Raw genomic sequence first — 11,716 nt, forward strand, 5'->3', positions numbered from 1 at the left:
TCATATTGCAAACCAAGTAACTTATTATTTCGCTGTTTCGATTGCTTTGTTTAATGCTGTCTCAAGTTGTGGTAACAATTTATCAGCATCTTCTTTCTTCTTCGCTTTTACTGCTTCTAAATAAGACTGTGCTGTTTTTGTTAACTCTACTGTTTGCTGTTCGCCAAGTACTGCTTTTAAATCACTTTCAATGATATTAATGAACAACGCGCCTTCTAATGCTGTAATAGGGCCTTTATCTTTTCCAAAGTTCTCTTGACTTTCTTTATACTCACCTAATGCAACTTTTGAGAATCCACGTACAAACGCTTGATTTACTGCTTTTGCATCAACTGTTTTTATATCAGTTTTTAAATCAAACTGCTTTAAGATAAAGTCCGCATCTTCAGGAGCTGCTTTTTTTATATACGGATAGATCGCTTGATAAAATGCCCATCCTTCTGCTTGTTCAATTTTCGCTGTCTTCTCATCAGTTTTTGCTGCTTCTACCATTTTTGTAGCATAGCCATGTGGAACTCCACCTGTCGCTAGGTAGAATGTTTTCATTATCGTTTTATCTACAACTTGCTTACCAAGTGCAAATGCAAGTTTGTCGTCTTTATCAATGGCTGCTTGCATTTCATCAAAGCCGCCTTTAATTTGAGAAGCCATTTGTGTACCATATGCTGTATCGCGTTTTCCAACTGTACCTTCTACGCCCTTATAAAACGCAAGTGCTTCATCCATTTCTTTTTTCACAACATCTTTTTTGCCCCAGTTTGTATCAATTTCTTTAAAATCATGGCGCATCGATTGGAAAAACTCTTTTTGCATTAATTTATCAAATAGTTGCTTTACAACCATTGGTTCCATTTCTTTCTTTTTTCCTGCTTCTAATGCAGCTGTAATTGTTTGGTCGATTTGTTCACTGAATTCACCGTCACGCTTTTGAACAAGTGATTGTAATTTTTCTTTATATAGCTTTGTTACTTTATCGAAGTCAACCTCTTTGCCATCTTTCGCTTTTTCAAGTTCAGCTATCCCATCTTTGTAAGCTTGTACAAAGTCAGCTTCTTGTTGTTTTGTTTCTTCTTTTTTCACAGTCTGTTCTGTCTTTTTATCTTGTGCTTCCGATGCTTTTGTTTCCTCTTTTGCACAACCTGTAAAAAGAAGAGATGTTACCGCAGCTGCAGATAATACTTTTAACTTGAATGTCATGAATTGTTTCCCCCTACTACCCCTAAATGATAGTGATTTTCATTATTGTTAAATTGATTATAAAAGCGCTTACCATATATGTCAACATAAACATTGCATAAGTTGTCACATTCACACATGGTAATTTCGACCAATTTAAGAAAGCTTAATAAAAAGGCATCTGATCCTTTTTATTAAACCACGAAAATATAGGTTTTTTGTTTGGATTTTGACTTAAAAACCCCTGCTATGCATGGGACATCGTACAAAATCTGGAACTACCATAACCGTTCAGGTTATGATAATTTTTAGTTATGGAACCAAATATACTGAAACGTATTTTCTTTAATAGACATAATCATTAGGAACAATTTATAATCAAATATGGTATAAAAATTCAGTAAATCTCTTTGGAATGAATTTTAAAATTCATACGATTTGGATACCTTAAAGATGAATTTAAATTGTTTGGATGTGAAGGTTGTCATCAAGTTCGAAAAAAATCTTATCGTTGTAAAGGGCGATTTTGTATAACCCCTTCTGTAGGAAAATGTGATGAAACAGAGAATATTCCGTATTCTGTTGTGAGAGGATTTGATGTGATTAATATAGGCGATTGGACTATTCCACCTATCTTTTCCTGTGAACAATATAGTGGAGATATGTATCCAGAAGATTACACAGGAGTATTGCTAGGACTACGTACAAACTATCAAATATTCGCTAAATCAAAAAGCTTTTACCTAATCATCTCTTCTCATTTCTGGTACGAGTAGATCTTTTCATATGTCACCAATTGAACTTATCCACCAATATTAAACTAAAAACTAGCACTAATTTCAGAAGGGTGATCATTTTATGGATATATGTATTATAGGCTCTGGCTATGTTGGACTAACATCAGCAGTAGTATTAGCCGATTTAGGACATCATGTTATCTGTGTTGATAAAGATAAAGATCAAAATAAAATTAACGCTCTCCAAAAAGGAGAGTATCCTATCTATGAACCAGGTTTAACAGAACTTATGCACAAACATCAAAAACGGTTACAATTCCGTAGTGATATTGATCAAGTTATTCAACAAACACCAGTTATTCTTATTGCTGTAGGAACTCCTTCCATGTCTAATGGAAAAACAGATTTAACATATATTTACTCTGTTATCGATATGTTAGCTCAAACTATAAAATCATATAAAACCATTATCACGAAAAGTACGGTTCCACCAGGTACCAATCAACTCATGCGGGAAATGCTTATAAAAAAAGGTGTAGAATCCTCACTTTTTAATATCGTTTCTAATCCAGAGTTTCTTCGTGAAGGCTCTGCTGTTCATGACATGCTCTTTCCAGATAGAACAGTCGTGGGCATACAAAAAGATGACACAAAGTCACTAGAAATTATGCAAGCACTATATAAAGGTATTCAAGCACCGTTCTTTCCTACAAGTTTAAATGAGGCGGAAATGATTAAATATGCATCTAATGCGTTTTTGGCTACGAAAATATCTTTTATAAATGAAATTGCTAGAATTTGTGACGCTTATCACATTGATATTACTGAAGTAGCAAAAGGAGTTGGGTATGACTTTCGAATCAATCCCCATTTTCTTCAAGCAGGACTTGGTTATGGAGGATCCTGTTTTCCAAAAGATTTAAATTCATTAATTTACACAGCAAATAGTAAACAAGTACCAGTCCCTATTTTACAAGCTGTACAATCTATCAATTCGACACAAGTAGATCTCTATATTGAAAAAATCAAAAACAATTTAAAAAATCCTTCTTCAAACAGATTAACAATTTTAGGGATTTCCTTTAAACCAAATACAGATGATACACGCTACTCTCTCTCTGTAACACTTATTGAAAAATTAATTCCGCTCGGTTACGAAATTCACGCCTATGACCCAATAGCCCTTCTCCCTTCTCATATGAAAAAACAAGTTACACAACATACTGAATTGGAACCTTCTATTACAAATTCGGATTGTATAATTATTGCCACAGAATGGGACGAATTTAAAACACTTGATTGGCAACAAGTAAAAAGATTAATGCGCGGATGCAAAATCGTTGATGGCCGCAATTGTATTAAACAAAATGAAATAGTAAAACACGGTTTACAATATATTGGGATTGGTCACCGATAAATACTTCGTAGGAAATGGGAGTTCTGGATAACCAGAACTCCCATTTCCTACGAAGTTGAATATCCAGCGTCTATCCCCTTTTTATCAATTGCTCAATATAAATAGCACCATTTCCCTTTGACTTTTATATAGGTTTCACCCATTTCCCAATATAGTTCTGCTCTTTTGTTTTTCTTCTTCCAAATTTGATAGATAAGTTTTTCCCCTCCATGAACCCATCGCATAATGGTTGTTGGCTGAACCGAGATGCTACCTTCCTTCAGAATTTCAGATATATCACGATAACTTAAAAAAACAACAATAGTTATGTAATTAAATTCCATTAATATTTATAAATAACTAGTCCAAAAAAATATATATGCATATCATGTTATAGTAAAGAACTTAGGAAATCCTAAAAAGGAGGCATTCTCATGTTTGAAGATAAATCTAAAATAAATTACCCATATGAATTTACCGAAACTACAACAATCCCCATAAAAAACCCAGTTTATAAACAATACAAAAACGGCACAGGTACACATAATTTTCCAATAACAAAACATTACAAAGAAAAAGTTCTATATACTGAAAAAATTAATAATAATAAAAACAAATAATTCTATAGAGCATCATTGCGACCATGCACAGTTACGTTTTAAGTAGTGTCTAAATCCTAATTTTGCAGCTCACACACCCTTTAAAAAGGAGAGTTTACTGGAAAACTTTCCTTTTTAAAAGTGCTGATATACCGTGCTTTTTTTATTCTTAGTAGGATTTGATAACAGGATAAAGTAACCATAGCCAAGAAATTAATTCCTTCAAAAATGAATACATACTAAAAAACAATATACCTTTATAGCCTCTTAAATACTCTTTCCAATTCTTATTTCAAAACTAAACTGCTTCACACTCATTGAACAATAACAAATCTACATAAAAAAAAGAGAGCAACTAATTAATCTGTACCCTTTGTAAAGGACATTTTTAAAAAAGTTAGGCAACATCAAGAAGATGATTTCTGTATCCAACAGGAGTCATCTTTTTTAAATTCCATTGATATCTATAGTGATTATAGTACGTCATATATTTCTTAATCTCTTGTTTCAACTCAGTAAAAGACTCGCAAGGTTTTATATGTGCTTCATCTTTCAGATGACCAAAAAATGATTCTTGTGGAGCGTTATCCCAACAGTTCCCTCTTCTTGACATAGATTGTCCGAGCTTTAGCTTTTTGACTAATTTTTGGTAGGTAGGGCTTGTGTAGTGGGCTCCTTGATCTGAATGAATATATGCACCTTCAGTCAATCGAATCTTCTTATTCCGTTTTAGTTTATGAAGAGTTGTTATTACGAGGTCTAATGTCATCTGTTCTGAAACATGGTAAGCTAAAATTTCATTGGTTGATCCATCTAAAATTGTAGATAAATAAGCTCTTTTATTCTTACCGTAAACTAAATAAGTGATATCTGTAAGAAGCGTTTTTCCTGGGGTGTTTTGTTTAAATTCTCGATTTAATTGATTCGGCACTACTCGATGTTCTTTTGAAGCTTTCAGCATTCTTTTATAAGGATTTGCTTTCCGAATCGGACAGACAATCTCATATTTTTTCATGATTCTACGGATACGCTTTAAATTGTAGACAACTTGAAAATGACCCACCAATGTCATTTTTATTTGACGAGCCCCTTTCTTTCGATTTCTAAATCGAAGTGCTTTTAATATGATTTCTTTCACGATTTCATCTTGATTGTTCTTTTGTTTCCGTTGTTCTTGAGATGAAATGGAAAAATAATTATAGTATCCCGAACGGGATACACCAGCTACTTTACACAAATAACTCACCATATTTCTTAAGTTATATTTTATGATGACAGAACGAATCAGGATATATTTCTGACTAGGTGATAACGTTATTTCCTTCTCATCCTCCCTTCCATAAGTTTGATCTTTTTTAACAATTCATTTTCTGCCTTTAGTAAGTTCCGTTCGGCTTCTAAACGAGCATACTTCTCTTCTAACGTAAGCTCTCTCTCAAGAGTTCTTCCCGCGTTTTGGGTGCGTGTATCTCGCAAACCAAATACACCATTTTTTCTGTAAGCAGCACGCCACCTACTTCCTGATGACATAATTCGTTTCATTCCAATCATATCTATATCAAAACCACATTCTTCAAAAATATTTCGAGGTAGTTTTCCTTTCTCATTTTCCTCAATAAAAATACGCTTAAATTCATCTGTATAAGTGATACCTTTCTGACTTACAGATTTTATGTAGGGGTTATTTGATAGAATTTGAATGTCTCTTTCTGTAAATAGCTTTTTTGTCATTTTGAACTTTCTCCGATCCCAATTTTCTCTCATTATACAAGAAATACCCTATAGAATAGACTTTTTTTTCAGTGTCTATTCTATAGGGTACATTTTAAATTACGGTTGCTCCCTTTTTAATCTAACTTTATCTTTATTAAATCCAAAACATTTTAGAAGAAAGCAATTTCCCCTACATAACCCTCTTAAACATCTTCTCCAACTCATAAGTAGAATGATGCACAAGAATCGGTCTTCCGTGCGGACATGTATATGGGTTTGTCGTCGTACGAAGTTCTTCAAGTAAAGCGAATATTTGATCGTTCGTTAAATATTGATTTGCTTTAATCGATGCTTTACAGCTCATCATGATGGCTGCTTCTTCTCGTAGTTTTTTAATATCTACTTTTTTTAGTTTGACAACTTGCTCCATCATTTCATCGATGATTTCTGTTTCTTGTCCTTTCGGGAACCACGTTGGGTGCGAACGGACGATAAAGGATTGATGGCCAAACTGCTCTAAAAATAGTCCAACTTTTTTTAATTCTTCTAACTGCTCTTCGACACGTAAAAATTCGGTAAGAGATAAATCAATACGGTACGGTACAAGTAACTCTTGCACTTCTTGCGTAACTCGTCCCACTTTATCACGGAAATATTCATAATTGATGCGCTCCTGCGCTGCGTGCTGGTCGATCATGTATAACCCTTTATCATTTTGAGCAAAAATATATGTTCCGTGCATTTGTCCAATTGGATAAAGCGGTGGTAAGTCATTCCCGTTCATTTCAATCTCTTTTATTCCCCCAACTTCTTCTTCCAATTCCTCTAACTCAAAGTCCTCTTCATTACTGTTCCATGATTTTTCTTCTCGAATCGGTTCTTCGATTATCGGTTTAGTAGTAGTTGGTTGCCAGCCTTCTTCTCTTACAAGTGACTGTGGTGGCTGCCATTCCTGCTTCGGTGGTTGCCAAAGTTGCGCTGGCTGTTTTACAGCCGTCGTTGTTTCTTCTTGTTTCTCATCCATTCCAGTTGGTAAAACGATGTTTGGCACCTGTGGTTCTTTCGGTTTTGTATGCTCAAACTGGAATTGCCCTTGCACACTTTCGTCTTTTTCTTTTTTCTTCGTTGTTACTCCAGCATCCGGAATAAGCTGTATTTTTTTAAATGCATCTTGTAACGTTTTTTCAATAAGCTGCAGTAGTTCTTGTTCCTTACTAAAGCGTACTTCTAATTTTGCTGGATGTACGTTGACATCAACAAGCATTGGATCCATTTCAATTGATAAGAAGCCGATTGGGTATCGTCCGATTGGCAGTAACGTATGATATCCTTGCTGAATTGCTTTCATTAATACGAAATTTCGAACGTAACGGCCATTTACAATCGTTGACATATAGTTACGAGACGCTCTCGTTACTTCTGGTAATGTTACATAACCTTTAATGGTAAAGTCTAGAGACTCAGCTTCAATCGGAATCAGCTTCTTCGCAACTTGAATGCTATAAATCGATGCAAGTACTTGTCTTACATCACCGTTTCCTGATGTATGAAGCAATTTCTTTTCATTATGAAACAGTTTTAGCGATACTTCTGGATGTGACATTGCAATACGATACACGATATCTGTAATGTTCCCAAGCTCTGTATGAATAGTTTTCATATATTTAAGGCGCGCTGGTGTATTAAAGAATAAGTTTTGTACTGTAATATCTGTTCCTTTTCGGCTCGCTGTTTTCTCTTGTCTTATAATGTCTCCACCTTTAATAATAAGGTGTGTACCAGGCGCATCACCTGTGCTTGTGATTAATTCTAATTCACTTACAGAAGCAATACTCGGCAGGGCCTCTCCGCGGAAACCGAGCGTTCTTATACGAAATAAATCATTTTCATCTTTAATTTTGCTCGTTGCGTGGCGTTCAAATGCAACGATACAATCTTCTTCTGCAATGCCATCTCCATTATCAATGATGCGAATTTTCGATAACCCAGCTTCTTCTAAGTGGATTTCAATAGATGTACTATTCGCATCGATGGAATTTTCCACGAGTTCTTTTACAACTGAGGCAGGGCGCTCTACTACTTCCCCTGCCGCAATTAAATTAGAGAGTTGATCATCGAGTTTGCGAATTTTCCCCATCTACTTACTCATCCTTTCTTTAACTTTTTCTGTAAACGATACAGTTCGTTCATCGCTTCTAAAGGCGTCATATCGAGTAAATCAATCTTTTTAATTTGTGCAAGTACTGCCGTTTCTTTTTGATCGAGCACAGGCTTGTCTTGTTTTTTCGAAGACTGTTCTCCTCCAAAGAAAGATAGTTGTGATTCTTCGTCTGTCTCTTCTTGTATTTTTGCCGGTTCTTCTTTTACAACAACTGGTTCTGGAGCAACTTCTTGCACTTTCACTTCTACTCGTTTCGGAATAATAATTTCTTCCTGTCCTTCTAGTTGCGCTAACACTTCTTTCGCGCGAGCGATTAAGCTCTCTGGAAGCTCAGCAAGTTGAGCAACGTGAATTCCGTAACTTTTATCAGCCGCTCCATCTTGAATTTTATGAAGGAACACTACTTTTCCATTCTCTTCAATTGCTGAAACATGTACATTCTTTAGTTGGTCTAAATTTTCTTCTAACACCGTTAATTCATGATAATGTGTAGAGAATAATGTTTTCGCACCAATTTGGTCATGAATATGTTCAATGATTGCTTGTGCAAGTGCCATACCATCGTACGTAGATGTACCGCGTCCAATTTCATCGAATAAAATTAAACTTCTTTCTGATGCATTTGCAATTGCATTTTTCGCTTCTAACATTTCAACCATAAATGTACTTTGACCTGAGATTAAATCATCTGCTGCACCAATTCTCGTAAAGATTTGATCGAAGACAGGTAATACGGCTTCTGTCGCTGGTACGAAGCAACCAATTTGTGACATAACAGTAACAAGTGCTAATTGTCTCATATACGTACTTTTACCAGACATGTTCGGTCCTGTAATTAAAAAGACATCCATCTTCTCCGGCATAATACAATCATTCGGTACATACAATTTCCCGTTCAATACTTTTTCAACGACAGGATGACGACCATCTTTAATAAAGATTTCGCGCTTAGTTGTTAAAACAGGTTTTACAAACTGCTCTTCTTCACTAACTGTCGCAAAGCTTTGCAGTACGTCTAGTTCACTAATTACTTTCGCTAAATGTTGTAATTTCGGAATAAATACTTTTACTTCTTCGCGAAGTGCTGTAAATAAATCGTATTCTAATTGTACAATTTTCTCTTCTGCTTCTAAGATTAATGTTTCTTTTTCTTTTAGTTCATCTGTTATGAAACGTTCTGCATTTGCAAGTGTTTGTTTACGCTCATAGCGCCCTTCTGGAAGTGCTGCAAGATTCGCCTTCGTCACTTCAATGTAGTAGCCAAAAATACGGTTGTACCCAATTTTTAATGATTTAATCCCTGTAATATCACGCTCTCGTTTTTCAAGCTCAGCGATCCACGTTTTTCCATTTTTACTAACGTAACGATATTGATCAAGCTTGTCATTATAACCATCTTTAATAATATCTCCATCTTTAATAGAAAGCGGTGGGTTTTCTTGAATACTTCTTCCTAGTAATTCAGTTAAGCCCTCACATGGATCCGCACCTTGAATTAACCTTGCTGCATAAGCATTATCTAAAAGACTAATCGCTTCTAAAATAGCTGGTACTTGCAGTAAAGAACGTCTTAACTGTAATAAGTCCCGTGCATTTACATTACCAAATGCAACTTTCCCTGCTAAACGCTCTAAATCATATACTTCTTTTAACTTTTCTTTTAAATCTTCACGTAAGAAGTAATCATTTACAAACGTTTCAACCATTTCTAAACGCTCTTCAACTTTTTCTTTCTGGATAAGTGGACGTTCCATCCACTGTTTTAACATACGCCCACCCATAGCCGTTTTTGTTTTGTCTAATAGCCATAATAATGAGCCTGTCTTTTCCTTCGTGCGAAGAGTCTCTGTTAACTCTAAATTGCGTTTTGAATGCACATCAATTTTCATAAATTGATTCGTGTAATAAATTTCTACTGGTTGCAAGTGATCTAACGAACGTTTTTGTGTTCTTATCACATAGTTAAATAAGCGTCCAATTGCTTTAATTAATTTTGCTTGGGAAACATTTTTCACAAGATGTTCTAATCCTTCTGGAATAGTTATTGCATCTTCATACGAAATCGTCATTTTTAATGTTTCAGTTAATTTATTTAATTCATCTTTTGAAAATGTAGAATCTACAACAATTTCTTTTGAACCAGTTGCATACACTTCTAATAAAATATCTTCTACTGAACCTGTTAACAACGTCACTGTATTTTGTCCAGTCGTTAAGTCATTGCAAGCTAGCGCATAAGATCCATCTTCGAAATGTGTTAATGCTGCTAAGAAGTTATTCTCTTTCTCGTCTATTGTACGCCCTTCCATCATCGTTCCTGGCGTAATTAGTTGTACTACTTCACGGCGCACTACACCTTTAGCTGTTTTTGGATCTTCCACTTGCTCACAAACAGCTACTTTATATCCTTTTTCAACAAGTTGTTCAATATAATTTTTAGCTGCATGATGCGGTACACCGCACATCGGTATACGATCACTACTACCACCATCTCGGCTCGTTAATGTAATTTCAAGTTCATGAGCTGCTTTAACCGCATCCTCAAAGAACATTTCATAAAAATCACCTAATCGGAAAAATAAAAAGGCATCTTGATAGTCTGCCTTAACCTTTAAGTATTGCTGTATCATAGGCGTATATTGCGTCATGTCTTTCCTCCATAATTCTTACATAATAATCTATATTCATATATGTCACACTTCACGGACACCCATATCTCCTATTCCAGGAGTCTTTCCTCATTATAGCACATTTCATAAGGAATCATGGTCATTCAGCACCACTTATGTACTGTAAAAAGCTAGGAAGAACTTCTCCCTAGCTTTCTCTTACTCTTCTTCTGCGTCAACGATAAAGTTCGGATCTAATTCTTCAAACTCATCATCATCGACTTGGAAATCCTCGTCTGATTCTACGCAACCTTCAGGATTTACACTTACACAAATTTTCGTTTCCCCAACTACTTCTGTTACAAATTCACGTTCTACCGTCACAACAATTTTATTACCATTTGGCGATACAAGAGCTTCTAAACAATTTGGTGGCTGAATTACACGAGCGATAATTTCTAAATCGTCACCAGAAAAGTTTTTGTCACGATAACCAATGCTTACTTCATCATTGTAGTTAACACGTTCTGTTACAACTTCAGTCTTTGTGTTTCCATCAAATGAATACCAAGTGTTTACATCATAGAAACCTTCAATTTCCACATGTTTCCCATTCTTTCTCGCTTCGTACGAATGGTTAATTACCCAGCACCCTAAAATACTTGTTGGCTCATTATTCGATTCACATGTATGCGTTGACTTTGTATACTTACGTCCTTTTCCAACCACTGCTTTTGTAATAATCTCTCTAAATTCGGACATTCGTAACCCTCCTCAATCACTATTCACTTAATCATATGCGTGACAATAGCGGAATGTGTCATTCTTTTTTTTGAGAAGAATTTACAATATAACTCACTAAAAAAAAGAGATGTCAATAAGACATCTCTTTAACAACCACAATTTCCTTTTTTACTTTCTACCGCTGCACCAGTTTCACCCTTCAATACATCGCCACCAGTTGAAACTAATATTTCATCTGTTACATTGTTAGAAATGGTACTAGCAACTAACTGTAGTAAGTCATTTACATATGTTTGTGAAGATTTAAACTCCTGTACAACTGGGATATTATCCAACTTATCTTGAAGCGCATCAATTTCAGCTTCTACTTTTTTCAAAGCTTCCCATTTCCCATAATGTTGCAAGTTTACTGCTTGTTTTTGCAAAGCTTTTATTTCATCAATTGCTCGCTTTACATTTTCATTTTTATGAATTTGTGCTTCTGCTCGCTTAAAAAAATCGACTTCTTCTGTTTCAGAGATCATTTTTGCTAATTCTTTCGCTTGCTCAACAATTTCATCTTTCGTATATACTTTCATCTA

9 protein-coding genes and 1 pseudogene are annotated in these 11,716 nt (G+C 35.1%); 3 read left to right on the forward strand and 7 right to left on the reverse strand.

Annotation, left to right across the window (positions count from 1 at the left end):
• Positions 1-24 precede the first annotated feature (24 nt).
• Positions 25-1,197 (reverse strand): hypothetical protein, encoded by a 1,173-nt coding sequence (locus MHI07_RS17195; protein WP_340825350.1) that lies wholly within the window; start codon positions 1,195-1,197, stop codon positions 25-27.
• A gap of 443 nt (positions 1,198-1,640) precedes the next feature.
• Between MHI07_RS17195 and MHI07_RS17200 the strand changes: the two genes are divergently transcribed.
• Together MHI07_RS17200 and MHI07_RS17205 are read left to right on the forward strand one after the other, a co-directional pair.
• Complete coding sequence (locus MHI07_RS17200; protein ID WP_340825352.1) at positions 1,641-1,952, forward strand: hypothetical protein; 312 nt, start codon at positions 1,641-1,643, stop codon at positions 1,950-1,952.
• Positions 1,953-2,034: 82 nt separating this feature from the next.
• A complete protein-coding gene (locus MHI07_RS17205) occupies positions 2,035-3,330 on the forward strand; it encodes a UDP-glucose dehydrogenase family protein (RefSeq protein ID WP_340825354.1) in 1,296 nt (431 codons plus the stop codon).
• A gap of 95 nt (positions 3,331-3,425) precedes the next feature.
• Here the strand turns inward: MHI07_RS17205 and MHI07_RS17210 are convergent.
• Positions 3,426-3,620 (reverse strand): annotated as a pseudogene (locus MHI07_RS17210) (IS6 family transposase); the annotation flags it as partial.
• A gap of 123 nt (positions 3,621-3,743) precedes the next feature.
• Here MHI07_RS17210 and MHI07_RS17215 point away from each other — a divergent pair.
• Positions 3,744-3,929 (forward strand): hypothetical protein, encoded by a 186-nt coding sequence (locus MHI07_RS17215; protein ID WP_002111324.1) that lies wholly within the window; start codon positions 3,744-3,746, stop codon positions 3,927-3,929.
• Positions 3,930-4,305: 376 nt separating this feature from the next.
• On the opposite strand, the gene MHI07_RS17220 is transcribed toward MHI07_RS17215, so the two are convergent.
• The 5 genes from MHI07_RS17220 to MHI07_RS17240 form a co-directional block, all read right to left on the reverse strand.
• Positions 4,306-5,639 (reverse strand): IS3 family transposase gene (locus MHI07_RS17220; RefSeq protein WP_215579587.1). Its coding sequence is split into 2 segments (ribosomal slippage): positions 4,306-5,252 and positions 5,252-5,639, totalling 1,335 coding nucleotides; the frame shifts between segments, so codons are not numbered across the junction.
• 172 nt (positions 5,640-5,811) lie between these two features.
• The gene (gene mutL, locus MHI07_RS17225; protein ID WP_340825358.1) at positions 5,812-7,758 is read right to left on the reverse strand and encodes a DNA mismatch repair endonuclease MutL; all 1,947 of its coding nucleotides are present in this window, start codon (positions 7,756-7,758) and stop codon (positions 5,812-5,814) included.
• A gap of 8 nt (positions 7,759-7,766) precedes the next feature.
• Positions 7,767-10,430 carry a DNA mismatch repair protein MutS gene (gene mutS, locus MHI07_RS17230; protein WP_340825360.1) on the reverse strand — a complete coding sequence of 888 codons (2,664 nt, stop codon included), beginning with the start codon at positions 10,428-10,430 and terminating at the stop codon, positions 7,767-7,769.
• A 180-nt stretch (positions 10,431-10,610) separates the two neighbouring features.
• Complete coding sequence (gene cotE, locus MHI07_RS17235) at positions 10,611-11,153, reverse strand: outer spore coat protein CotE (protein WP_002014610.1); 543 nt, start codon at positions 11,151-11,153, stop codon at positions 10,611-10,613.
• Positions 11,154-11,281: 128 nt separating this feature from the next.
• Positions 11,282-11,713: a RicAFT regulatory complex protein RicA family protein gene (locus MHI07_RS17240; RefSeq protein ID WP_002033698.1), complete on the reverse strand. Its 432-nt coding sequence runs from the start codon at positions 11,711-11,713 to the stop codon at positions 11,282-11,284.
• Between the last annotated feature and the right edge of the window lie 3 nt (positions 11,714-11,716).

The organism is Bacillus sp. FSL H8-0545 (assembly GCF_038006105.1).
GTDB lineage: Bacteria > Bacillota > Bacilli > Bacillales > Bacillaceae_G > Bacillus_A > Bacillus_A cereus_U.

Excerpts from the sequence above, each read along its gene's own strand:
- MHI07_RS17195 (WP_340825350.1), bottom strand. The coding sequence starts at position 1,197 with ATGACATTCAAGTTAAAAGTATTATCTGCAGCTGCGGTAACATCTCTT.
- MHI07_RS17240 (WP_002033698.1), bottom strand. The coding sequence starts at position 11,713 with ATGAAAGTATATACGAAAGATGAAATTGTTGAGCAAGCGAAAGAATTA.
- mutL (WP_340825358.1), bottom strand. The coding sequence starts at position 7,758 with ATGGGGAAAATTCGCAAACTCGATGATCAACTCTCTAATTTAATTGCG.
- mutS (WP_340825360.1), bottom strand. The coding sequence starts at position 10,430 with ATGACGCAATATACGCCTATGATACAGCAATACTTAAAGGTTAAGGCA.
- cotE (WP_002014610.1), bottom strand. The coding sequence starts at position 11,153 with ATGTCCGAATTTAGAGAGATTATTACAAAAGCAGTGGTTGGAAAAGGA.
- MHI07_RS17215 (WP_002111324.1), top strand. The coding sequence starts at position 3,744 with ATGTTTGAAGATAAATCTAAAATAAATTACCCATATGAATTTACCGAA.
- MHI07_RS17205 (WP_340825354.1), top strand. The coding sequence starts at position 2,035 with ATGGATATATGTATTATAGGCTCTGGCTATGTTGGACTAACATCAGCA.